Here is a 23262-nt window from a genome sequence, read left to right as displayed (position 1 = left end):
ATATGTCTAAAATGTCATGTTAATCGCGGCGAATTACTCTACTTTTTCCAGGTGAGATCTTTAGTTTCCTTCTCCTCCAATTCGGGCTGTCGCGGTCATGGATCGTCGGACGACGGAACTGCTTCCGGCTTGCGCCCTCTTCATCGGCGGCTTGGTCGTCAGCGGCGTCCTGACCTTGTCGCCCAGGTCCGGCCATGCCGTGATGGTCGTGTTCGATCCCCGAACCGCCGTCACCGACGCCGTGTCCCGGGTGTCCGAAGCCGGCTGGCAGCCGGTCGCGGCGCCCCGATCCTTCATCATCATCGCGCGCCCGGATGCCCTGGATAATCCCCGGCATCCGGACGATGCTTATCTGCTCCTGGACGCGCGCGCAATGTCCGGGTGCCTGCCTGCGGATGTCTCTGCAAAATGAATGGTTTGATGCGTCAGCGCCGGAACATGGCGCTGTTCTCCGTCGCCCTGTTGTGGTCGCACGTCCCCCTGATCCTCGCCATGGGATGGCTTTCTCCCGGCGGCGACACGGTCGGGGCAGTGACGCTGGCCGGTTTCGCCGCGCTATGCGCCAGCCTCGCCGTCTGGCGGGATCCCGCCGGCCTGTCGGCGCGCGGCGTCATCGCGATCGCGTTCGTGATGACCGTGTCCGCCCTGGTCTACCACATGCGAGATTCCGCCTGGCAGATCGACATGCATATGTATTATTTCGCGGCTCTCGCGATCCTTGCCGGTTTCGCCTGCCCGGCGACCATTCTGGTGGGAGCAGGCGCCACCGCCGTTCATCACCTGGTCCTCAACTTCGCGACGCCGGCCGCCGTGTTTCCGGGCGGCGGCGATTTCTGGCGCGTCGTGCTCCATGCGGTGATCGTCGTCCTGGAAACCGGCGTGCTGGTCTGGATGGTAGGCTGGCTCGGCCAGGCGCTGCAAAAGTCGGAAACGGCGCTTGAGGAGGTCCACCGCGCCCAGGCCGAGAACGAGCGGCTGGCCGCGGGCCGCGAGGAGGAACGGCAGGCCTCCGAGCGCCGCCGGCGCGACGACATGATGACCCTGGCCGCCGCCTTCGAGCAAGGCGTGGGCAGCGTTACGGCAAACCTCCGCCAGGTGTCCGAGCAGGTCCGGCAGGAGGCCGAGGCGCTGGCCCGCACTGCGGAAGAGACCCGCACCGATGCCGGAACGTCCGCGTCCTCCGCGGAGGAGGTGTCCGCCGGTGTCCAGAGCGTTGCAACCGCGAGCGACGAGCTGACCGCCTCGATCGGCGAGATCAGCCGGCAGATCGCCGGCGCGTCGCGCATGACCGACGACGCGAGCCAGCAGGCCCGCTCCGTCACGGTCGCCGTCGAGGCGCTTTCCCGCGGCGCCGACCAGGTCGGCAACGTGGTCAGGCTGATCCAGGCGATCGCGTCCCAGACCAACCTGCTGGCGCTGAACGCCACGATCGAGGCGGCGCGGGCCGGGGAAGCCGGCCGGGGCTTCGCCATCGTCGCGGCGGAGGTCAAGGGATTGGCCGGCCAGACCGAGAATGCGACCGTCGAGATCGCCGCCCGCATCGGCGAGATCCAGGAGGCGACCCGGTCGGCCGTCGAAGCCATCGGCCGGATCACGGGCGCCGTTTCCTCGATCGACGAGGTGACCTCGACCATCGCCTCCGCCGTGGAGGAGCAGAGTGCGGCCACGCGCGAGATCGCGGCCACGGCCCAGCTGGTCGCCTCCGGCGTCGCCGCCGCCGCCCAGGGCATACAGGGCGTGGGCCGCGGCGCCGACCATACCGGCGACGGGGCGGGGCGGGTGCGCAGCTTCGCCAACGACCTGATGACCGAGGTCGAGGGGCTGGACGGGCAGGTCCACGACTTCGTCCGCCAGCTTCGGGCCTGACGCCGCCGTGCGGTGCGATGACGCCCGGGGTGCGGCAACGCCGCCCACCAGCCATTCGCTCTCGGCAATTGTGCCATGCGTACGCTTCACATTAGGGTGCGCGCACTTAGCTGAAGGGCATCATGAGCACCCATCTTCCGCCTTTGCCGCGCGATATCGGCACCGTCAACTGGATCGGCCTTTGGACCCTGTACCAGAGGGAGGTGCACCGGTTCATCAAGGTCTATACCCAGACCATCGCGGCCCCCGTCGTCACGACGCTGCTGTTCTACGCCGTCTTCGCGCTGGCGCTGGGCGGCGTCGTGCGGATGGCGGGAAGCGTGCCGTTCCTGGTGTTCCTGGGGCCGGGCCTGATCGTCATGGCGATGGCCCAGAACGCCTTCGCCAACACCTCCTCCTCGGTGGTGATCTCCAAGGTCCAGGGCAACATCGTCGACGTCCTGATGCCGCCGCTGTCCCCGATGGAGATGGCGGTGGCCTTCGTCGGCGGCGGTATCACCCGCGGCCTGCTGGTCGGCGTCGTGACCGGGGCGGCGATCTGGTCCTTCGTGCCGCTGGGCTTCCATTCCCCCGGCTTCATCCTGTTCCACGGCTTCATGGCCTCCATGATGCTGGCCCAGCTCGGCATGATCGGGGGCATCTGGTCGGAGAAGTTCGACCATATCGCGGCCTTCACCAACTTCGTGGTGACGCCGCTGACCTTCCTGTCCGGCACCTTCTATTCGGTCGATCGGCTGCCCCCGGCGTTCTGGTGGCTGGCGCACTTCAACCCGTTCTTCTACATGATCGACGGGTTCCGCTACGGCTTCATCGGCCAGTCCGACGGTACCCTGGCGATCGGCGTCGCGGTCATGCTGGGCATCAACGCGGCGCTTGCGGTCCTGCTCCTGCGCATGCTGTCCACCGGGTACAAGCTGAAGGCGTGATGGAGTCATGTCGGGTTTCCAGGGGCCGCGGCCCCGCGCGATCGGACGCATCCATTGGATGGGTGCGCGGACGCTGTTCCGCCGCGAGCTGAGCCGCTACCTGAAGGAGGCGCTGGAGACCGTCCTGGCACCCGCCTTCCAGACCCTGGTCTATTTCATCATCCTGTTCTTCGCCCTGGGTCCGGAGCGCGGCACGGACGAGGGCGACGCGCTCCTGTCGTTCGCGGTGCCGGGCCTCGTCCTGATGGCGGCGCTGTTCCGCGCGGCCGAGACGACGGCGTTCAGCCTGCTGTTCGACCGGATGGAAGGCATCATCAGCGATATCCTGATGGCCCCGCTGGGCGCCGCCGAGATGACCGCCGCCTATGCCCTGGCCGGAGCGCTGAGCGGCCTGGTCACCGGGACGGTTGTGCTGGCCGGCACCCTGCTGGTCTGGCCGATGCCCATGGCTGCCCCCTGGGCGGTGGTCGCCTTCGCGGCGCTGGGCGCGCTGATGATGTCGCTGGCCGGCGTGCTGATCGGACTGTGGTGCGAGAAGTGGGACCATCTGGCGGCTGCCTTCGTCTTCGTCCTGGTGCCGCTGACCTTCCTGTCCGGCGTCTTCGTCCCGGCCGAAGCCTTGCCGGAACCGTTCCCGGCCCTCATCCAGGCCAACCCGATCTTCCACGCCATCTCGGGGTTCCGCTACGGCTTCCTGGGCGGGGCCGAGGCGTCACCCCTGGCGTCGCTGGCGGTGGTCGCCGGGACGGCGGCGGCGCTGTGGGCCGCGTGCGGCGTGCTGATCAGCCGGGGGTGGAAGCTGCGGCCGTGACCGTTCAAGCCGCCGGTTTCAGGCTCCAGCCCACGTCCACCGCCTGCGTGAGCGCGTCATGGGCCAGTCTGTCCAAGTTTGCGGGGCGCTCGCCCTCCAGGTGATCGGCGACCCGTCTCTTGAGGAACTTCGCCCAGCCCTCGTCCCACCGGCTGGGCGTCTCGCTCCAGGCGATCAGATCGGCCGCGACGCCGGGGGAGCCGTCGCCGCGGGCCATCCGCACGAGGTCGATCAGCGGCTTGCCGTCGGGGAAACGTCGCTCCAGGGCGTCCCAACGCTCGGACGCCGCGGTCTGCGGGGCGATGGCGAGTTGAACGGGCAGCGATGCGGCGAAGCGGCCCGCCCGTCCCTGCATCGCCTCCCGGTATTCCGGCACCGCCAGGGACTTGACGACCTGGGCGTAGGCGTCGAACTCATCAGCGGCGATGATGCGATCCACGCGTTCCAGCGCCTCGTCACGGTACTGGCCGCCAATGCGGAACATCAGGTCGGCGTCGCTGACCGTTGCGATACGGGCCAGCCGGTCCGCTTCGTTCCTTTCCGCCGAAAGCGCCGAGTCCGCCGCGCCGGCATCCCAGGCGACCGGCTCGCCCTCCGACTTCCGGCCGATCCCCAAGAAATGATCGCGGGCACTTTGCTGTCCGGCGGGACCGGCGGCGATCAGCCGCTCCAAAAGGGCGGAATGTTCATCCTCTCCGAACTTTTGCCGATATTGGTCGAGGGCAATCGCCGCCTCCGCGAAGCGCCCTTCCCCAATCAGCAGATGCGACAGGGTATAGACCGTCACGTCATCGGCCCTATCCGGGATCGCCTGGCGCAGGAGCGCTTCGGCCTCCCGGCCGCGCCCCTGCCGGACCAGGAGCACGGCCAACTGATTGCAGAACGCCGGACTCATCGGGGCGCGCCGCATGCCTTCCCAGAGGACGGCAATGGCGAGGTCCGGCAGACCCAACTGCTCCAGCGCGCGGGCACGCACGCTCCAGGCATGTCCATCAGATGGCGCCCACAGCAGGGCGTGCCGGGCCTGCGCCAGGGCATGGCCCGGGGCGTGGGGCAGGACGATGTTCGCGATGCTGGTGCAACTGGTGACCAGGAAATAGCTGTTGCCGGTCAGGTCTGCGAAATTCTCGAGCTGGTCCAGGAGCGCCGTCATGCGCGACCAAAGCTGCCGGGTCAGGCCGTTCCTGCCGACCTCCTTCTTCATGTCGTCGATGGTGCCGGAAACATTTTTCGGCAGCAGCGGCTCCCGCTTCGGCCGGACCCTGCCGACCGGGGCGCTCAGCGCCGGGTCGCCATCCCTCAGCCATTGGAGGAATGCGTGGTCGTATCGGCCATCCTCCAGAATCGTTTCCCAGCGGTTCCGCCAGAACCCCGGCTGCCGCGGGAAGGCCGCCTTCAGCGCGCGCCACTCCCGCACCACCTCGTTCCTGTAACGGTCGTCCTGGGGCAGGCGGGAGGCCCAGCGGGCCAGCCCGGTCACCACGTCCTGCGACGGCCCGGCCCCTCCGGCCTTGGCCGGCAAGCGGATCAGGCCGAGCATGGCATTGTCGAGCCGGTGGCGCAGGCGGGTTCGCGCCGCCTCCTCGCAGATCCGGAACCACTGGAAGCGCAGTTCGTCGCCCTGCTGAAGATGCGCGCCCGCCGTCAGCACCGCGCGTCCCAGGTCGAAAGTGGGGTCGATCGTGAAATTGTCGGCCCAGCGCAGCAGATCAGGCAGGTTGCCGCGTATCCAGGCCGAGCTTTCCGGCAACTCCAGCCGCCACGCGGACCGGAACGCCTCCCCGGTTTCGCGGATGAACCGCTGGACACCGCCCGGGCGGTCCAGAAGGTCGCCGGCCCCGTCGCGGCGCTGCTCGATCCACGCCAGCAGCGCCCGGTCCAGCAACGCCCATTCCGGCGCTTCCGGAGGCAGGTCGCCCATCAGAGCCATCAGGGCCTCGCACGGGCTGATCCGCTGAAGGCCGGGCAGGTAGGCGCAGCCCTGAAGCAGCGAATCGACCGCGTCGGCGGGATCGCCGATCAGGCTGTCCAGCCATGGGTGACGTTCAAGTTTGGGCACAGCCTGCATGGTCTTCACAGCGTGCCGAAATCCTCGTTCCCATGCAAGTATCGCAAACAGAATAAATGCTGTTCACGCATCTCGGCGATCCGGGAGGGCGAAGTGTCCACGGGGGTGGTGACGGCGCCGACTTTCAGGATATGCGAAGGCTTGTAGTCGACCCGCAGGTGCAGCACCTCCGACGCGAGCCTGTCGCACTCGTCGCCACAGCCGGCGAGGTTCAGGGTCCGGCCGAAATTGCTCTCCTTCGGCGCAGGGTGGAAAATCTCGTAGGGCTCCGCATCCAGGGCAGTGGGGACGGTCAGCGCGAAGGTCGTTCCCGCGTGGCTTGCTTGGTCCGTCACCTCGCCGACCTTGTAGCGCATCAGCGCGACAGGATGGGCGCCGAACTTGATTTTGGGAGACGGATAGTGCGCAAGGCCCAGACGGTCGCGCAGCCGGTCGGCCCAATCCGCCGACTCGATCTCCTCCTGCATTTCCTCCGCGAAGGCGGCGAAACGTGGGCGAACCGCGTAAGGATTGGTGTTCAACGACCGGCAGACTTCCTCCAGCAGGGCCTTCGCGTCACCCTGGCTCGTCAAAGCGTCCTTCCGACTCCCGGTATAGACGGCCAGATTATGCTCCAAGTCGACCAGCGAGCAGATTTTGGTTTCATTCAGGGCGAAATCCAAGCACTCGACACGGATCAGGACCTGTTCCCGGCCTAGTGTCGAGGACACCGCGGGAGGCAGTGCGGCGTCGGAATTCAGGCTTCCGAAGGTTTCAGGCACGTCCACGAACACGGAGGCTTGCAGATAATCATTGTGGCTCCGTGTCCAGGCATCTCGGGTCGCCTCACGCGGCGGGTGCCGGGACTCGTACCCGGCCAGACGGTCGGGATGAACCCTCTCCTCCATGAGGAAATTTTCCGCCCGCGCACGGGACACGGGGTCGATGTTCCCGCCGCGCGGGCCGCCGAGTTCGTTCAGGACGCCGGATAACGTCGGATCGGAAGGTCGCACGGAGCGGACTGCCCTTCAGGCGAAAGATCTAATACTTTCGGATTAGCTATCACCCGGCCTTCCGCCTCGCAAGCGCCATCTCCGCCCGGAACCCCTGCTGTATCAGCCTCTCCCGGCCGATCAGCCGCCTCAGTAATCCTTGCCGAACTGCGGATCGTACGGTCCGGAAGGAATGCCGCGGCCCGCCGCGTAGAAGGCGACGCCGTTGGCTTGGCTCGCCAAGGGCAGGTAACTCGGCGCCGCCCTCTCCATGGCGGCGACGATGAGCTGCGTGACCAGGAAGGCCAGGGGGTGGCCGCCCGAGTTCTGCGCCTGCGGAGAATAGGCCGTGTGGACCGTCTCTTCCCAGAGCGTCTCCCCCGTCCTGCCGCTTTTCAAAGTGTAGTCGATGTCGACCGTCGTGGTGGTCGACAGCAGGATGTACTGGCTATCCCAGCGTCGGATATTGGCGAACAGGACGGCGTCGGCTCCGAACAGGGCAGCCACCTTGCGGGCGTCCGCCGAGTGGACCAGGTCGGCGTCGGCCAATCCCTCGTCTTCCATGACCCGCTTGACCATGTGCACGGGGAAGACATAGTAGCCTTTCTCCGCCAGCGGCACCGGCAGGGTCACCAGGAAGTTGTCCGGCGCATCGACCTGCGTGCTGGCGTTCGTCACCGGTACGATCAGGATGGAACGCGGGTGGTTCGCGCGGATCGCGTCGAAGTCCTTCTTCTGCGGCGGCGCCGCGCACGCGGACAGCCCCATCAGGCACAGGCAGGCCAGGGCGGCCTTGACGTAATTTCGCATGAGGGGTCGCCTTCAGCTGGTGGGAAGCGATACCGGCGTGACGCCGGTTGCGGCGGGGGACTTGTCCTTGCCTTCGCGCGCACTCAGGATGGCTTTGTCCATCATCTGCGCCGACTCCGGCCAAGCGGATCTTTCCTTCTCGAACAGCGCTATGGCGCCGCTGCTGTCGCCGGACGAAAGCTTCAGGTAGCCAAGTTCCGCGTAGATGCCGGGAGGAACTTTCCGGGTCGGTTCGCCCGAGGCGATGATACTCTCCAACTCCGCCTGATGGCTGGCTTGAGCGGTGGGGTTCTGTTGGTAGTCATAAAGCGACTTGGAATAGTTGCCCCAGTAATATTTCGTCGTCGGACCGCATCCCGCACAAATCGCGGCCACGGCCAGAATCGAAAGGCGACTGGCTCTCATCATCTGACTCACTTGATCTGACTCACTTGGGCAGGGAGATTGTTTTGGTCATGTCGGACCCGAGATAGATCTTCTCGCTGAGTACGACCCTGTCGTTTTCCCGGACTTCAACGGTGTGGGTGCCCGTTCCCACCTGAAGCGTGTTCTTCTTTCCGTCGTAATCGGCGGCCGGGCCGATCAGGACGCCGTTGATGAACAGCATGGCGGTGGGGGAGGCGTTGGCGAAAGCCAGTCGCGGCTTTTCCTCCAAGGTCCGGACCGACGTGCCGGGATAGGCGCAGGCGGTCAGCAGCAGGGCGCCGGCCAGCGCCAATGGACGAACGAACATGTCTCGGCTCCTCACTTCACTTCGGCGACGAACAGACCGCTGGTATTGCCGCCCGGAACGGTTCCGCCCGTGATGCGCGCGATCGACCCCTCGCTGGTCACGCTGTCGCCGAACGTGCTCTCGACCACCAGTTCGGCGACGGGGGAGGGGGGCAGTTCCAGGTCGAAACCGCTCTGCGCGCTTTTCACCCGCTCGCCGCTCCGCATGACGGCGAGCCTGTCTCCCGGCTTCAGGCCCTGCCTGGTGCCGCCGCTGATATAGACGCGCGGTCCGTCGACCTTCAGGATGTCGCTGCGCCAGGGACGTTCCTCGAGTTTCGCGACGAGGCTGCTGAGAAGGTCGGAAATGGCGGCGCCGATCGCCCGGTCGTTGAGGGTCGCGTCGTAATCGGCGCGGGAGCCGAACCCCATGACGGTGCCCTGCTCGACCGCCGCCTCTCCGGCGCCGGTCGCCGAGAAATAGGCGTGTCCCGTCCTGACGTCGACAAGCCGCACCTCGACCTTGGCTCGGGCGACCTGGCGCTTGGTGTTGCTGAGGAATCCCGCCTGGCCTTCGGCGCCGCGGCCGAATTCCGTCAGCGACCCGACGATCAGGGTGTCGGCCCCGACGGTGTTGCCGCCGCCGGACAGGGCCTGCTCGGCCTTGATCGCCGCGAGGTCGGGCCGTTCAAGCACGATGAAGCGCCCGGATTCGACCAGCCGCGAACTCAGCATGTCGCCGGTCTGGCGCCCGAGCGGATCCAGGTCGCCGCCCAGCAGCGCCTTGCCATAGCGGGTTTCGTTGGTGAAGCGGCCCAACGCCACCTTCCGCTTGAAGCTCTTGACGGCGGGCGGCGCCAGTGCCGCCTGCTTCTGGGCCTCCGCGACGGCGGCGGGGGCCTGGACCGCGGTCGGCGTCGGGGCCGGCGTGGCGCATCCGCTCAATGCCATCGTTCCGGCAAGGGCAAGGCGAAGCAGCCTGCCGAGGGAGATCCTGTCGCTTCCAGGGCGAAATGCAGCGGCGGTCATTTGCTGAGACGTTTCCCGAACACGTGGATGCATTCCTTTGAATGCAAATCGGGCGCAAGATTGTCACAAGGGATTTAAGGCTTTATTACCGCGAATTTCTCCTTATTCCGCTGCTCCGGCCCACGAAATCACGCCCCGCCCGCCCGATTCGCGCCTGCAATCGTTGACATCCCGTCCCCGGCTTCGGATAGTCTGCGGTCTCCCGGATGGCTGCGCCTTCCGGGAGTTCGTGCTTTCCGTACTACGCCATTTTCCGGAGGACGGCGCTGGTGGACCGTTGCCGGAATTGAACCCGTTGGGGGCTTACCCGTGATCCCTGTTGTCATGCCCACCTATGCCCGTGCGGATGTCGTATTCGAGCGGGGCGAAGGACCCTATGTCTTCGACACGACCGGCCGGCGCTACCTGGACTTCGCCAGCGGCGTCGCCGTCACCGCGCTGGGCCATGCCCATCCGCACCTGATCAAGGCGCTGACCGATCAGGCGCACAAGATATGGCATACCTCCAACCTGTACCGCGTGGCGGGGCAGGAGAGCCTGGCGCGACGACTTGTCGATCACACCTTCGCCGACACGGTGTTCTTCACCAATTCCGGCGTCGAGGCGTGGGAATGCGCGATCAAGGTGGTGCGCAAGTACCAGTACGAGACGGGGCATCCCGAGCGCTGGCGGATCATCACCGCCGGCGGCGCCTTCCACGGGCGGACCACGACCGCCATCGCCGCGACCAAGCAGGAGAAGATGGTCAAGGGCTTCGGCCCCATGCAGGACGGCTTCGACCAGGTCGCCTTCGGCAACATGAACGAGCTGCGCGCCGCCATCACCGACGAGACGGCGGGCATCTCGATCGAACCGGTGCAGGGCGAGGGCGGCATCCGCGCCGGCTCGCTCGACTATCTGCGCCAGCTCCGCGAGGTCTGCGACGAGTACGGCCTGCTGCTGCTGTTCGACGAGATCCAGACCGGCATGGGCCGCACCGGGAAGCTGTTCGCCCATGAATGGGCCGGCATCACGCCCGACGTGATGTCGGTCGCGAAGGGCATCGGCGGCGGCTTCCCGCTGGGCGCCTGCCTCGCGACCGAGAAGGCCGCGGTCGGCATGACTCCCGGCACCCATGGCTCGACCTATGGTGGCAACCCGCTGGCGACGGCGGTCGGAAACGCCGTGCTCGACGTCATGCTGGAGCCGGGCTTCCTGGAAGGCGTCGACCGTATCGCCCGCGTGCTGTGGAGCCGCCTGATCGACCTGGCCGCCCGCCATCCCGGGGCGCTGGTGGAGGTGCGGGGCGCCGGCCTGCTGCTGGGCCTTCGGTTCGCTCCCGAGATCGTCAACGGCACCGTCGTGGACAAGCTTCGCGCCCATGGCATGCTGACGGTCGCCGCCGGCGACAACGTCGTGCGCCTGCTGCCGCCGCTGATCATCACCGAAACCCAGGTGGACGAGGCGATCGACACCCTGGACAAGGTCTGCGCGGAGCTGGCGCCATGAGCGCGCAGGCACCCGGCGGCGCCGGGCCCCGCCATTTCCTCGACCTCGACGATTTCGACGCCGCGATGCTGCGCTCCATCCTGGAGCGCGGCAAGGCGTTGAAGGCCAGCGGGAGGAGCGACAAGCCGCTGGCCGGCAAGACGCTCGCCATGATCTTCGAGAAGCCGTCCACCCGGACCCGCGTCTCCTTCGAGGTCGGCATGCGCCAGCTCGGCGGCGACGTGGTGATGCTCAGCTCCAAGGAGATGCAGCTTGGCCGCGGCGAGACGGTGGCCGACACCGCCAAGGTACTGTCCCGCTTCGTCGACGTGATCATGCTGCGCACCGATTCAGAGGAGAAGCTGCTGGAATTGGCGGAGCACGCGACCGTCCCGGTGATCAACGGGCTGACCGACCGGTCGCATCCCTGCCAGATCATGGCCGACGTGCTGACCTTCGAGGAGCACCGCGGCCCGATCGCGGGCAAGGTGGTGGCCTGGAGCGGCGACGGCAACAATGTCGCCGTCAGCTGGATCCACGCGGCGGTCCGGTTCGGCTTCGAACTGCGCCTCGCCTGCCCGGAACAGCTCAGGCCCGGCCCCGATCTGGTCGGCTGGGCGGTCGGGCAGGGCGGAAAGGTGAGCGTCGGCGGCGATCCGAATGCCGCCGTCGCCGGGGCCGACTGCGTGGTCACCGACACCTGGGTCTCCATGAACCAGCAGGATGCCGCGACCCGACACAACATGCTGGCTCCCTACCGGGTCGACCGGCGCCTTATGGCAAATGCGAAACCGGACGCCATATTCATGCACTGTCTGCCGGCCCACCGCGGCGACGAGGTCACCGCCGACGTGATCGACGGCCCGAACTCCGTGGTATGGGACGAGGCGGAAAACCGCCTGCACGCCCAGAAGGGCATTCTAACCTGGTGTCTGAGTTCATGAGCCATTTCGGTCACGCCGAGAATCCCCTCACCGACGACATCGTGCAGCCTTTCCAGATCGACGCCTCGCACCTGCGGGGCCGTCTGGTCAGGGTCGGCCCGATGCTCGACGAGGTCCTGTCCAAGCACGCCTATCCCGAGCCGGTCGCCCAACTGCTCGGTGAAACCATCACGCTCGCCATCACCCTGGCTGGCGCCCTCAAGTACGAGGGCATCTTCACGCTCCAGACCAAGGGCGACGGCCCGATCTCGCTGATGGTGGCCGACGTCACCAGCACCGGCGACGTGCGCGGTTACGCCCAGTTCGACGCCGACCGGCTGGCCGGCGCCGACGCGGGCGCGGCGGCCCCCGTTCCGGCCTTGCTCGGTACCGGCTATCTCGCCTTCACGGTCGACCAGGGCGAGCACACGGAGCGCTACCAGGGTATCGTCGAACTGAACGGCGATACGCTGTCGGAGTGCGTCCAGCACTATTTCCGCCAGTCAGAGCAGCTCGACACCGGCATTAAGGTCGCGGTCGGCCGCGCCGGGGCCGTCTCCGGCGGCATCTGGCGCGGCGGCGCCCTGATGCTCCAGCGCCTGCCGGAGGACCAGATCCAGCAGACGCTGGGCAGCGACGTCGCCGACGACTGGCGCCGGGCGATGGTGCTGATCGGCACCTGCACCGACGCCGAACTGCTGGACCCGAGGCTGCCGCCCAACGACCTGCTGTTCCGCCTGTTCCACGAGGACGGCGTGCGCGTCTATACCCCGACGGAGCTCCGCGCCACCTGCCGCTGCTCGCGCGACCGCGTGGCGACGGTGCTGCGGTCGCTGCCGCGCGAGGAGATCTCGGAATTGAAGGTCAACGGCCGGGTCGAGGTCACCTGCGAGTTCTGTAACTCGACGTATACTTTTGATGATGCACAATTGGAGAATGTCTACGGCTGATCCATAGGGGTTCATCGTGCTGCGGGTATGCGTTCGTGTGTTGTCTGCGGGCGCGCTCGCGGCCCTGATCCTGTCCGGCCCCGTGTTCTCCGGCCCCGCCGCCGCGTACCGGGCCAGCCTGGTCGTCGATGCCGACAGCGGGGTCGTGCTCCATGCCGAGCAGCCCAACCTGCGCAGCTTCCCGGCCTCGACCACCAAGATGATGACGGTCTACATGGCGTTCGACGCGCTGCGGGCCGGCCGGCTGAAGCTGGACGAGGAACTGCCCGTGTCGGTCCGGGCGGCCAGCCAGACCGGCCAGTCCTTGCGGCTTCGCCAGGGCTCGACCATCCGGGCGCGCGACGCCATCCTGGGCGCCATCATCGAATCCGCCAACGACGCCGCCGTCGTCCTGGCCGAGCGGCTGGGCGGGACCGAGTCCGATTTCGCCGAGGCCATGACCGCCAAGGCCCGGTCGCTCGGCATGAACCGGACCGAGTTCCGCAACGCCTCCGGGCTCAACCACCCGGAACAGGTCGTCACCGCGCGCGACCTGACGATCCTGGCGCTGGCGCTGCTGCGGAACTTTCCCGACCAGTACAGCTATTTCAGCACCCGAAGCTTCGTCCACCGGGGCAGCACCTTCAACAGCGTCAACGGCTTCCTGGCCAATTACCGGGGCGCCGACGGCATCAAGACCGGCTTCACCTGCGCCGCGGGATACAATCTGGTGGCGTCGGCGGTGCGCAATGGGCGCCGGCTGGTCGCCGTCGTCCTGGGCGAACTGAGCCGCGGCGACCGCGCCGACGCCATCGCCCGGTTGATGGACGAGGCTTATTCCAAACCCGACCCGAAGATCCCGGTCACCCTGCGCGACATCGATCCGGTCCGCACCCGGGAGCCGGACGAGCCGGCCACCGGCGTCATCTCCCCGGCCTGCGCGTCGATCGTCTCGGTTCCCGGCGTTCCCCGGGCGCAGGGCGGCTGGAGCGTCGAGATCGCCGGCACGTTCAATACCAAGGCGAAGGCGGCCGACGCCGGGCGCAAGCTGATGCGGAGCCATGCCGCCGTGCTCGGCGGCGCGATGCTGACGACGATCGAGCGGCGCAGGAAGCACCGCCCGATCGTGATCGGGCTGGAGGAGGCGCAGGCCACGGCCGCCTGCAAGCGCCTGCGCCAGGCCAAGGCCTATTGCCTGGTGGTCTCGCCCAGGAACCTCCGCGCAGCGGTCACGCCGACCGCGGCGAAGACCCGGAAATCCCAGCCGCCCAAGCCTCCGCCGGCCAAATCCAAGTGACCGGGGCCACGGCCCCGTGCTATCCGTGAACCCCCTCCTTTTCCGCGAAACCGTCATGATGCTCCGCAACCTTCTCCGCCCGGCCGCCCTCGTCCTCGCCGTCACCCTGGCCCTGGCGGCCTGCCAGTCGGCACCGCCGCGCCCGGCGGCCCGCCAGATCAGTTTCGCCGGCGCGGCCCCGATCTCGTTCGACGTCGCCACCATCGAGGTCGTCCAGCAGTACCAGCCGCCCCAGGTGCAGCCGAACGTCGACCACCTGGCCCCGGTCCCGCCGTCGGACGCCATCCGCCGCTGGGCCAACGAAAGGCTGCGCGCCATGGGCGGCAGCGGCACGCTGCGGGTCGTCATCAAGGACGCCAGCATCGTCGAGACCGGCCTGCCGTCGACCACCGGCCTGCGCGGCGCCTTCACCACCGACCAGTCCGAGCGCTACGACGGCAAGCTCGCGGTCGACCTGGTCGTGGAACAGCCGTCGCGCCGCTTCCAGGGCTATACCGGCGCCGCCGTCGCCCGCACCATCAGCGTGCCCGAGAACATCTCCCTCCAGGGCAGGGACGACGCCCTGTTCGCCATGGTCGAGCGCATGATGACCGAGCTGAACGCCAAGCTGGAAGAGGGGGTCTACGGCAACCTGTCGGCGGTCACGCTTCGGTAGCGGAAAAGCCGCCAGCTCCCATGTGCGTCGGCCCTCGGGGCCAAGGCCCACCTACCGAACCGTCGCCTTCGACGTCACCGGCTTCCCCGCCAGCCCCATCGCCTCCAGCGCGACCGCCGCCGGGTTCTCGCCGGCCTGCCGCAGGCGGGCGACGGCGGCGTGCCACAGCAGGTCGTTCAGCTCCGCCATCACGGGTTCGCCGGCGCAGCGCCGGGCCAGGAAGTCGGGGTCGAACAGGCGGCGGCGGTCGTCCCCGGTCCAGTGCCGGGCCGGGACGGCGTCAAGCTCCATGCGGCGCGCCAGCCGCGCCAGCGTCTCGACGAAGCGGGCCTCGTGGGTCGAATCCCCGAGCCTTTCGCGGACCAAGTCCGGCAGCGGCCCGCCGAGCCGGGCGGCGGCCTCGCCGGTCAGGCCGCCCATCGCCGCCAGGCGCAGGCAGCTCGCGAGGTCCGGGCGTCGCTCCAGGCGCGGGCCGAGTGCCAGGACCATCAGGGCGATCCGGTCCGCGTCCCGTGCCGCCATCAGGCCGGCGAGCACGTCCGCAAGCGGCGGCTCCGCGACGGGGCGGCGCCGGAAGAGTCGTAACGGCATGGCTCATCCCTCCAGGAGAAGGCGAGCTTACCGCCGCACCCCCGCCTGGGCCGACGTATAAATCATACGACCTGATCCTCGGCTCCGGAAGGCGCTCCGGGCGGCAGGGAGACGATGCGGGCCTCGGGCACCCCGCGCCGCAAATCCTCCAGCGGCATCGTGGTGACCATCCGGGCGAAGCGGCCGTCGCTCAGCTGGACCCGCTCCCACAGCCACATGCCCGGACCCATGCGGATCACGCCCGAGTGCTTGAAGTCGGTCCAACCGGCGATCGCGCGGGCGACCGGTTCGTACCAGCCCAGCTCGCCCAGGCGCGCCTCGCCGTCGCGGATGCCGTCGGACGCGAAGGGCCACAGGGTCTCCCCGTAGAGGTCCCGCGCGTCGTTCTCCCATTCCCGCCGGCGCCCCTGGGACACGGCCAACAGCCGGTGGCTGACGTCGCACACGAGATGGATGCGCAGGGCGGAGGTTTCCACCAGCCGCTTCAGCATGGCGTCGCCCGCCGGGTTCAGGCGAGCCTCCAGCAGGGGCAGCAGCCGCGCCGCCTGCTCCGGCGTCGGCCGGTGCTGCCCGGATTCCCAGCGGGATACAGTCGCCTGGGTCACGCCGGCGAGTTCGGCCAGGTGTTCCTGCTTGATCCCGTTCAGCCGGCGGAGCCGGCGCAGGGAGCGTCCGAATTCCAGCATTTCCTTGATCCTGCCAGGGACGGGGGAACTGTATCCCCATTCCCTCACCGGCGCCAGAAGGCCGGCGTCAGCAGGACGAGGACGGTGAACAGTTCCAGCCGCCCCATCAGCATCCCGGCCGACAGGACCCATTTGGCGGCGTCCGGCAGCGGCGCGAAGGTGCCGCTCGGCCCGATCACCGGCCCCAGGCCGGGGCCGACATTGCTGATCGCGGTGGCGGCGCCGCTCATCGCCGTCAGGTAGTCCAGTCCCAGCAGCTGGAGCGACAGCGACAGCGCCACGAAGCACAGGGCGTAGAGGAAGAAGAAGCTCATCACAGACACCGAGACGGCCTCCGGGATCGGCTTGCCGTTGTAGTAGGCGATGAAGACCCCGTGCGGCTGGATCAGCCGCCGCATCTGGGCGTCGGCGGTGGCGTAGAGCACCTGGAAGCGGAAGATCTTGATCCCGCAGGAGGTGGAGCCGGCGCAGCCGCCGACGAACATCAGGAAGAACATCAGCCCCGCGGCGAACGGTCCCCAGGTCCCGAAATCCGACGTCGCGTACCCGGTCCCGGTGATCACCGACACGACGTTGAACGCCGCCAGCCGAAGCGCGGCAAGCGGTTCGTAGTCGCGCTCGATCCACAGGTGCGCGGTCATGATGCCGACCGCCGCGGTGACCACGGCGGCGAACCACTGGACCTGCCGGTCCGACAGCAGGGGCCGCAGGTCGCCCCGCAGCGCCCGAAGATACAGCACGAAGGGCAGCGCGCCCGCCAGCATGAAGACGATGCCCACCAGTTCGATCATCGGATCGTCGAAGAAGGCGACCGACGCGTCGGCGGTGGAAAAGCCGCCGGTCGCGATGGTCGTCATGGCATGGGCGAAGGCGTCGAACCAGCGCATCCCGGCCAGCCGGTAGCCGACCGCGCAGAGCACCGTGAATCCCAGATAGATCAGGCCGATCCAGGTCGCCAGCTGGGCGGCCCGAGGCAGCACCTTGTCCGATTTCTCCGAGGACTCCGTCCGGAACAGCTGCATCCCGCCGACCTGGAGCATGGGCAGCACCGACAGCGCCAGCACGATGATGCCGATCCCGCCCATCCATTGCAGCAGCGCGCGCCACAGCAGGATGCCCGGCGGGGCCAGATCCAGCCCGACGATCACGGTGGCGCCGGTCGTCGTGATGCCCGACATCGCCTCGAAGAAGGCGTCGGTGTAGCTGAGCCCCAGTTCCGCCAGCATCAGCGGCACCGCGGCGAACGCGGCGGTCACCATCCAGGAGAGCGTGGTCAGCAGGAAGGCCTGCCGGATCGACAGCGTGAATTCGGGCATGCGGTTGGTCAGCAGCAGGGACACGCCGACGAACAGGGTCAATGCCGCCGAGATCGCGAAGGTCTGCCAGTCGGGGTGGCCGATCGAAAGGTCGGCCAGCATCGGGACCAGCATGCTGAAGGCCAGCGTCGACAGCAGGATGCCGAGGACGAAGAAGACGGGGCGGAAATCCAAGGGGCCAAGGTCCGGTATTGAAGAAGGGCGCCGCGTTGCCGTGGCGCCCTCATCATACTGCTATATGCTTCCGGGATCAGCCGCCGATACCGTTGCCCGACGGGCTGCCGATCATGGCGAGGAATTCCCGGCGGGTCGACGGGTCCGTCCGGAAGGCGCCCAGCATCCGGCTGGTCACCATGTTGACGCCGGGCTTGTGGATGCCGCGGGTGGTCATGCACTGGTGCTCGCCTTCCAGCACGACCGCGACGCCGAGCGGCTGGAGGACCTCCTCGATCGTGTTGGCGATCTGGGAGGTCATCTTCTCCTGGATCTGGAGGCGCTTGGCATAGGCCTCGACCACGCGGGCCAGCTTGCTGATGCCGACGACGCGGTGATTGGGCAGATAGGCCACGTGCGCCTTGCCGATGATCGGCACCATGTGGTGTTCGCAGTAGGATTCGAACCGGATGCCCTTCAGGACGACCATTTCGTCGTAGCCGTCGGTCTCCTCGAAGGTGCGCTGGAGCAGTTCCACCGGATCGACCCCGTAGCCGGCGAAGAACTCCTCGTAGGACCGAACCACGCGGTCGGGCGTGCCCAGCAGGCCTTCCCGGTCGGGATCGTCTCCCGCCCACAGCAGGAGGGTGCGGACGGCCTGTTCGGCTTCGGCACGGCTTGGACGCGCGATCCCGGGGGCGCTGCGCCGATGGTGGGAAGGGCCGCGGACGATATTATCCGTAGCCAGGGGCTTCGATGCACTCACGACGGGTACCTTTCGATGGTCGGTTCTGTCCCGGTTCGCTGTGTCGCGCACTGTCGTCCCCCGACCGTCGTGCGTGGGCGGGAACCGGTTCCGCATGGACAGCGAGGTGGCGTCCCGTTCGCGCGTTTCAAGATCCGCGGAACGGCCGACCCTCCGCCGGGCGGCGCTGCAGGGTATGGCTGCTAGTTGAGTTGGACAGTCTCGTGGGGGCTGTCCAGCGAGAAGGCCGGTATGGTCACGTCGAACTTCTCGCCACGCGCGGTTTCCATCTGATAGCTGCCCGACATGATGCCCGAGGGAGCGGTCAGCGGGGTGCCGCTGGTGTATTCGAAGCTCTCTCCCGGCTCCAGCACGGGCTGTTCCCCGACGACGCCGGCCCCCTGGACTTCCTGCACGCGGCCGAACCTGTCGGTGATCCGCCAGTGGCGGTTGCGCAGCTGTACGGTCTCGCCCCCGGTGTTCTCGATCCGGACATGATAGGCCCAGACGAAATGGTGCTCCGCCGGCGAAGACTGCTCTTCCAGGAAGGTCGGCTTTACGGAAACCCTGATCGAGCGGGTTGTCTGACTGTACATGGTGGGCTCGCGACCGGGCGTCGGTTATATCGAAATGGCAGCGAAACAAAAATTACTCCGTGCTTTCCTCCTTGTCCAGGAGCGTATCCATCCCGTTTCTACGTCCCTTTGCGTTTACGCCCGCTTAACGACGTACCCTGGTATGCGATCCATAGCCGTATCGGGCACTGCATCGGGCGTCCCATCGGGCGAATTGCCGGGTTCCCCCGCCCCGGGTTCCCCCGCCCCAAGATCGACGATCGGCCCGTCGGCTTCCTTCGCGTCGGCCGGGTCATGGGTGACCAGCAGCGTCGGCAGGCCCCGCCGCCGCGCATGGTCGAACACCCAGGCGCGGAAACGGCCGCGCAGGGCGGCATCCAGCTTGCCGAAGGGCTCGTCCAGCAGCAGGGCCGCCGGCTCCGCCAGCAGGGTCCGCAGCAGCGCCACGCGGGCGCGCTGGCCGCCCGACAGCGTCGCGGGGTCGCGCCCGCCGAACCCGGCGAGGTCGGCCTCGGCAAGCGCCCGCTCGACCACCGCCCGCCTCTCGGCGCGCCCGCGAACGCCCGGCGGCAGGCCGAACGCCAGGTTCTCCGCCACGCTCATGTGCGGGAACAGCAGGTCGTCCTGGAACAGGATGCCGACCCGGCGCCGTTCCGGCGGCAACCCGGCCAGGTCGGTGCCGTCCAGCACCACCCGCCCGGCGGCCTCGAAGGCGGGGTCCAGGGTCCCGCACAGATGGGCCAGCAGGCTCGACTTGCCGCTGCCGCTCGGCCCCATCAGCACGGCGACTTGGCCCCCCTGGATGGTCAGCGACAGCGGCGGGACCAGCTCCCGCCCGCCGAGCCTGAGCCCGACCCCGTCGAGCTCCAGCCGGTGTTCGTTATCCGGTCCCAGGCCCGCCCTCATGCCCGCCTGCCTTTCCCGGTCCCGATCCGGCGCACCCTTCCGGACAGCCCCGGCACCAGGAGCGCCAGGGCGAAGGCGGCCAGGGGCAAGGCGGCCTGGGCGAAGCCGTAGACGCCGATCAGCCGGCGGTCCGCCCCGGCCGCCAGCCCGACCGCCTCGGTCGTCAATGTCGGCAGCCGGCCGGCCCCGGCGAACTGGGTCGGCAGGTACTGGGCGACGCTGACCGAGAAGCCGATCGCCGCCGCGGCGAGGATCGGGCGGAGCAGCAGCGGCAGCTTGACCCGCAGGAAGACCCGGGCCGGCGAGGCGCCGAGGCATGCCGCCGCCCGCGCGTAGCGCTCGTCCAGCGCCCGGTAGGGATCGGCCAGGGTCAGGAACACATAGGGCAGCACGAACAGCAGGTGGCTCCACACCAGCGCCGGCCAGGTGCCGTCCAGCCCGGCCGCCACCAGCAGCACCTGGGTTCCGAACAGGAAGCCGATCTGCGGCACCAGCAGCGGCAGGTACAGCAGCCACAGCCCGCGCGCCGACGGCCGAAGCCCCGACCGCTGCTCGTTCTCCAGGCAGCCCAGCACGAGGACCAGGGCTATTCCGGCGGCGGCCAGCCCGGCCGTCAGCGTCGTCCAGGCGGGTCCCGCCAGGGCGGGCAGCGCCCGCGTCCAGGTCTCCAGCGTCCAGCCGCCGGGCAGGGCGTCGGGAAAGCGCCAGCGCGACGCCACCGACCACAGGCCGAGCCCGACCGAGGAGCCGACCGCGACCGCCACCACCCCGGCGGCCAGCCCGGCCGAGACCGCCCGCGCCGCCCGCCCGGAGCCGCCGCGCCGCCCGGACACCAGCCAGCCCCGGCAGGCCGATCCGGCGGCGACCTCGCCCAGCCGCCACAGGGCGATCATCGCCGCCACCAGCGCCAGTTGCAGGCAGGCGCCCGCCGCCGCCTGGTAGCGGAGCGCCAGGTCGGGATCGGAGAACCAGCGCAGCACCATCACCGCCAGCGGCGGGGGCGTGCCCGGCCCCAGGATCAGCGCCACGTCCACGACCGACAGGGAGAAGGCCAGCACGGCGTAGACCGGCAGGCGGACCTGCGCGTAGACCAGCGGCAGCACCACCTTCAGCCAAGCCGTGACCGGGCCGTAACCCATGCTGCGGGCGACGGCCAGCGACTTGTCCGCCGGCGTCTGGCCGAGCGCCGCCACGATCATGAGCATCAGGAACGGCACTTCCTTGACCATCAGCCCCAGCACCAGCGCCAATCCCCGGGGATCGTTGACCAGCGCCAGGTCGGGCGGAAAGGTCCAGCCGGTGGCCCAGGGCGACAGCAGCCTGACGATCCAGCCGCTGGGTGCCATCAGGAAGGCCAGCCCGATCGCGAAGGCGGCGTGGGGCAGGGCCAGCAGGGGGGCGAGCAGCCGCCGGAAGGCGGAGAAGGTGCGGGTGCCGTGCCACGCGGCGCAGAACCACAGGGCGATGGCGAAGGACAGCAGGGTCGCCGCCAGCCCCGTTCCCGCGGACAGCAGCACGGCGCCGCCCAGCCCCGGCGCCGCCATCAGCCCGCGCCACGGGTCGAGCGTCGGCTCGGTCCCGCCCAGCGCGGGCAGGAAGCCGAAGGCCGGCGCCCAGGTGCCGGCCAGCCCGGCGGCGATCGGCCCGAGGAACAGGACGAGCGTCACCGCCGGCACCGCTTCCAGCCGGCTGCGCCGCCGCCGGGCCGCTGCCGGGACAGGGGCGGCGGGTGCGGCGGGAGCGGCCGGGGCGGGCGCGATATCGATCCTTTCGCCTGTCGTCATGCCTTGAATCGGGTCCTTTCAGCCGTGCCGGACGGTATCCCATGGCAACCCGCGAGTCAGTCGGAAGTCATGGATGTGGCGTCCCGATCACGCCGGTTTGATCGATGTGGGGCCATGATGTCTCATGACCAATTTCCTGCTTTAACCGGAAGGGGTGGGGTGTTATATCCAGCGTCCATCGAAACTGTATGGGTAACCCCAGCCCCATGTTGCCCCAGCACGCCCTACGACGACGAAGGATGCCGGCTTGCGCTGTCGCAAGCGAAGCAGTCCTCACGCCGCGTGCTGATGCCCATGGGATGACAGGCTGAACCCCTGAGTTTTCCTCCCCGGCATCGGCGGCACGGCGTCACAGCCTCTCTGCCCAATTCCTGCCGCCGGGATCACAAGCCTCAATGAACATTGCGATCGAGCAGCCGCATCACGCCGCCGCCATCGACACCCTGCTGGACCTCTCCTTCGGCCCCGAACGGGCCGGCAAGACCGTTTACCGCCTGCGCGAAGGCGTCGACCCCGTCCCCGGCCTGTCGCTGGTGGCGCTGGAGGACGATGCCGTCGTGGGCACCATCCGCTACTGGCCCATCCTGATCGGCGGCACGGTGCCGACCATCCTGCTCGGCCCCATCGCGATCGCGCCGCACATGCGGAGCGGCGGCCTGGGCGCCCAGATGATCCGCCAGAGCCTCAACCGGGCCTCGGCCGCCGGTTGGCGCAGCGTCGTCCTGGTCGGCGACGCGCCCTACTATGGCCGCTTCGGCTTCACCCGGGACCTGACGCTCTCCATGAGCCTGCCCGGCCCGGTGGACCTGGACCGCTTCCTGGCGCTGGAACTGGTGGAAGGCTCGCTCGCCGGAGTCTCCGGCATGCTGACCCGCTGGCTCGCCGAGCCCCGGCCGATGCTGGCCCCGGAGATCGCCGCCCGGCAGGGCGCGGGCGCGCCGGCCTATGCCCGGGAGTGGCGGCTGCTGAACGCGCCGGCGTGAGTGCGCGGGGCTACGTGAGGGTCTGTACGAGGGCCAGTACGGGGGAGTGAATCGCCGCCTTGAATCGGGGGCGGCGATGCCCTATAAACAAGGGCGTTGCGGGTGTAGCTCAATGGTAGAGCAGAAGCTTCCCAAGCTTACGACGAGGGTTCGATTCCCTTCACCCGCTCCAAATCGAGACCCCTCAAATACAGTAATTTGAAGATTCGGCTCATCCCGTCTTCAGGGGTGACGGTCCGGATTTCAGGCGATCACAGCGCCCAGGAGCGCTTTTCCACTCTTCTCGCGTGTGTGGATGAGGGCGAAAAAGCCAGGGTAGATCGGGAAGGCGAACTTCACGCCGTATTCTTACATGCTGATCTGGCGCAGAAGTGTCCGGTTGCCCTCCGACAAGACATTCGCGAGGGAATCCATGGAGGTGAACCAGACCTTGGGCTCGTCGGGACCGGGACGAAGCTCGCCCCGCGCGATGGCCATGGTCCGGGCCTTCATCTGCTCATAGCTTGTGATGCCGATGCGAAGCGTGGTCATCACAGCACTCCTCGTTCCTTCAATATCGCGTACACCTTCGACCAGGAGTCCTTCAGCAACTCCGGTGTGATCGTCAAGCGGGAGGTGCCCGCTTGCAATCAAATCCGGCGTACTGGGGAGCCCCCCCGCGGCCCAACGCCGCGACCTCCCCTCCCCAGGACCGCCCCAGCCCCCGGCCGACCGCTAAACGATCCGCCGCACCTCCACCGGGAAGGCCACCACCCGCGACGTGTCCGCGAAGTTGGCGACGTCGTCCAACGCGGCCTTGCCCTCCGGGGAGGCGAAGCCGGCCTGCTGGGCGTCGGCGCTGTCGAAGGTCAGTTCGGCGATGCCGTCCACCGGCACGTTGCCTTCGGCGTCGGGCTGGACGTGCTTCTGGACGTAGCCACGCAGGCCGGGGATCTTCGCCGCGATCGGGCCGTGAACGTCGTGCCAGTAGGTCTGGTATTGCTCGGTGGTGGTGCCGGGCTTCCGGTAGAGCAGCAGGGCCAGCGTGAACATGGGTCGATTCCTCCCGGTTCGTCATTGG

Annotated in this window: 25 protein-coding genes and 1 tRNA gene; 11 read left to right on the top strand and 15 right to left on the bottom strand. The window is 68.3% G+C overall.

What is annotated here, in order from left to right:
* Window positions 1-97 precede the first annotated feature (97 nt).
* The 4 genes from DPR14_RS27525 (at window position 98) to DPR14_RS21580 (ending at window position 3603) form a co-directional block, all read left to right on the top strand.
* On the top strand, window positions 98-412 hold the full coding sequence (locus DPR14_RS27525) for a hypothetical protein (protein WP_192499084.1): 315 nt from the start codon (window positions 98-100) through the stop codon (window positions 410-412).
* A gap of 8 nt (window positions 413-420) precedes the next feature.
* On the top strand, window positions 421-1866 hold the full coding sequence (locus DPR14_RS21590) for a methyl-accepting chemotaxis protein (protein ID WP_158046985.1): 1446 nt from the start codon (window positions 421-423) through the stop codon (window positions 1864-1866).
* A 122-nt stretch (window positions 1867-1988) separates the two neighbouring features.
* On the top strand, window positions 1989-2792 hold the full coding sequence (locus DPR14_RS21585; protein WP_158046984.1) for an ABC transporter permease: 804 nt from the start codon (window positions 1989-1991) through the stop codon (window positions 2790-2792).
* Window positions 2793-2850: 58 nt separating this feature from the next.
* Window positions 2851-3603, top strand: coding sequence for an ABC transporter permease (locus DPR14_RS21580; RefSeq protein WP_192499083.1), 753 nt, complete (start codon window positions 2851-2853; stop codon window positions 3601-3603).
* A 4-nt stretch (window positions 3604-3607) separates the two neighbouring features.
* On the opposite strand, the gene DPR14_RS21575 is transcribed toward DPR14_RS21580, so the two are convergent.
* The 6 genes from DPR14_RS21575 to DPR14_RS21550 all read right to left on the bottom strand — a co-directional run bounded on the left by DPR14_RS21575 (window position 3608) and on the right by DPR14_RS21550 (window position 9192).
* Window positions 3608-5662 carry a tetratricopeptide repeat protein gene (locus DPR14_RS21575; protein WP_158046982.1) on the bottom strand — a complete coding sequence of 685 codons (2055 nt, stop codon included), beginning with the start codon at window positions 5660-5662 and terminating at the stop codon, window positions 3608-3610.
* A 14-nt stretch (window positions 5663-5676) separates the two neighbouring features.
* Complete coding sequence (locus DPR14_RS21570; RefSeq protein ID WP_158046981.1) at window positions 5677-6663, bottom strand: hypothetical protein; 987 nt, start codon at window positions 6661-6663, stop codon at window positions 5677-5679.
* A 129-nt stretch (window positions 6664-6792) separates the two neighbouring features.
* Window positions 6793-7452, bottom strand: a complete 660-nt coding sequence (locus DPR14_RS21565; RefSeq protein WP_158046980.1) for a DUF799 domain-containing protein — start codon at window positions 7450-7452, stop codon at window positions 6793-6795.
* Between the two features lie 12 nt (window positions 7453-7464).
* Window positions 7465-7860: a DUF4810 domain-containing protein gene (locus DPR14_RS21560; RefSeq protein WP_158046979.1), complete on the bottom strand. Its 396-nt coding sequence runs from the start codon at window positions 7858-7860 to the stop codon at window positions 7465-7467.
* 19 nt (window positions 7861-7879) lie between these two features.
* Entirely contained in the window at window positions 7880-8185 is a 306-nt protein-coding gene (locus tag DPR14_RS21555; RefSeq protein WP_158046978.1) for a DUF4397 domain-containing protein, read from the bottom strand.
* Between the two features lie 11 nt (window positions 8186-8196).
* Complete coding sequence (locus DPR14_RS21550; protein WP_158046977.1) at window positions 8197-9192, bottom strand: CsgG/HfaB family protein; 996 nt, start codon at window positions 9190-9192, stop codon at window positions 8197-8199.
* 309 nt (window positions 9193-9501) lie between these two features.
* Between DPR14_RS21550 and DPR14_RS21545 the strand changes: the two genes are divergently transcribed.
* The 5 genes from DPR14_RS21545 to DPR14_RS21525 are packed head-to-tail and all read left to right on the top strand — an operon-like array spanning window position 9502 to window position 14463.
* Window positions 9502-10680, top strand: a complete 1179-nt coding sequence (locus DPR14_RS21545; protein ID WP_246148440.1) for an aspartate aminotransferase family protein — start codon at window positions 9502-9504, stop codon at window positions 10678-10680.
* Window positions 10677-11603, top strand: coding sequence for an ornithine carbamoyltransferase (gene argF, locus DPR14_RS21540; RefSeq protein WP_158046976.1), 927 nt, complete (start codon window positions 10677-10679; stop codon window positions 11601-11603). The genes DPR14_RS21545 and argF overlap by 4 nt, the downstream gene beginning before the upstream one ends.
* Window positions 11600-12532 carry an Hsp33 family molecular chaperone gene (locus DPR14_RS21535; RefSeq protein ID WP_158046975.1) on the top strand — a complete coding sequence of 311 codons (933 nt, stop codon included), beginning with the start codon at window positions 11600-11602 and terminating at the stop codon, window positions 12530-12532. The genes argF and DPR14_RS21535 overlap by 4 nt, the downstream gene beginning before the upstream one ends.
* Window positions 12533-12572: 40 nt before the next feature.
* Window positions 12573-13808 carry a serine hydrolase gene (locus tag DPR14_RS21530; RefSeq protein WP_192499082.1) on the top strand — a complete coding sequence of 412 codons (1236 nt, stop codon included), beginning with the start codon at window positions 12573-12575 and terminating at the stop codon, window positions 13806-13808.
* A gap of 55 nt (window positions 13809-13863) precedes the next feature.
* Window positions 13864-14463, top strand: coding sequence for a hypothetical protein (locus DPR14_RS21525; protein ID WP_158046973.1), 600 nt, complete (start codon window positions 13864-13866; stop codon window positions 14461-14463).
* Between the two features lie 51 nt (window positions 14464-14514).
* Here DPR14_RS21525 and DPR14_RS21520 read toward each other — a convergent pair whose 3' ends face one another.
* The 7 genes from DPR14_RS21520 to DPR14_RS21490 form a co-directional block, all read right to left on the bottom strand.
* Complete coding sequence (locus DPR14_RS21520) at window positions 14515-15054, bottom strand: hypothetical protein (RefSeq protein WP_158046972.1); 540 nt, start codon at window positions 15052-15054, stop codon at window positions 14515-14517.
* A gap of 62 nt (window positions 15055-15116) precedes the next feature.
* Window positions 15117-15740, bottom strand: coding sequence for a helix-turn-helix transcriptional regulator (locus DPR14_RS21515; protein ID WP_158046971.1), 624 nt, complete (start codon window positions 15738-15740; stop codon window positions 15117-15119).
* Between the two features lie 44 nt (window positions 15741-15784).
* A complete protein-coding gene (locus DPR14_RS21510) occupies window positions 15785-17230 on the bottom strand; it encodes a TrkH family potassium uptake protein (RefSeq protein WP_343038668.1) in 1446 nt (481 codons plus the stop codon).
* A gap of 76 nt (window positions 17231-17306) precedes the next feature.
* Window positions 17307-17942 carry a GTP cyclohydrolase I FolE gene (gene folE, locus DPR14_RS21505; RefSeq protein WP_228435521.1) on the bottom strand — a complete coding sequence of 212 codons (636 nt, stop codon included), beginning with the start codon at window positions 17940-17942 and terminating at the stop codon, window positions 17307-17309.
* 215 nt (window positions 17943-18157) lie between these two features.
* On the bottom strand, window positions 18158-18550 hold the full coding sequence (gene apaG, locus DPR14_RS21500; protein ID WP_158046969.1) for a Co2+/Mg2+ efflux protein ApaG: 393 nt from the start codon (window positions 18548-18550) through the stop codon (window positions 18158-18160).
* Between the two features lie 114 nt (window positions 18551-18664).
* Entirely contained in the window at window positions 18665-19435 is a 771-nt protein-coding gene (locus tag DPR14_RS21495; RefSeq protein ID WP_158046968.1) for an ATP-binding cassette domain-containing protein, read from the bottom strand.
* Window positions 19432-21219 carry an ABC transporter permease gene (locus tag DPR14_RS21490; RefSeq protein ID WP_158046967.1) on the bottom strand — a complete coding sequence of 596 codons (1788 nt, stop codon included), beginning with the start codon at window positions 21217-21219 and terminating at the stop codon, window positions 19432-19434. Before DPR14_RS21490 ends, DPR14_RS21495 begins: the two co-directional genes overlap by 4 nt.
* A gap of 395 nt (window positions 21220-21614) precedes the next feature.
* Between DPR14_RS21490 and DPR14_RS21485 the strand changes: the two genes are divergently transcribed.
* Window positions 21615-22202, top strand: a complete 588-nt coding sequence (locus DPR14_RS21485; protein ID WP_158046966.1) for a GNAT family N-acetyltransferase — start codon at window positions 21615-21617, stop codon at window positions 22200-22202.
* Window positions 22203-22300: 98 nt separating this feature from the next.
* Window positions 22301-22374: transfer RNA gene (locus tag DPR14_RS21480), tRNA-Gly, on the top strand.
* A 176-nt stretch (window positions 22375-22550) separates the two neighbouring features.
* Here DPR14_RS21480 and DPR14_RS21475 read toward each other — a convergent pair.
* Window positions 22551-22733: a hypothetical protein gene (locus DPR14_RS21475; RefSeq protein WP_192499081.1), complete on the bottom strand. Its 183-nt coding sequence runs from the start codon at window positions 22731-22733 to the stop codon at window positions 22551-22553.
* A 183-nt stretch (window positions 22734-22916) separates the two neighbouring features.
* Entirely contained in the window at window positions 22917-23234 is a 318-nt protein-coding gene (locus DPR14_RS21470; RefSeq protein WP_158046965.1) for an EthD family reductase, read from the bottom strand.
* Window positions 23235-23262: the final 28 nt, after the last annotated feature.

The organism is Skermanella pratensis, assembly GCF_008843145.1.
In the GTDB taxonomy this organism is placed as follows: Bacteria; Pseudomonadota; Alphaproteobacteria; order Azospirillales; family Azospirillaceae; genus Skermanella; species Skermanella pratensis.
The sequence above is the reverse complement of the archived record's forward strand: the minus strand, read 5'-3'. Positions and strand labels throughout refer to the sequence as shown.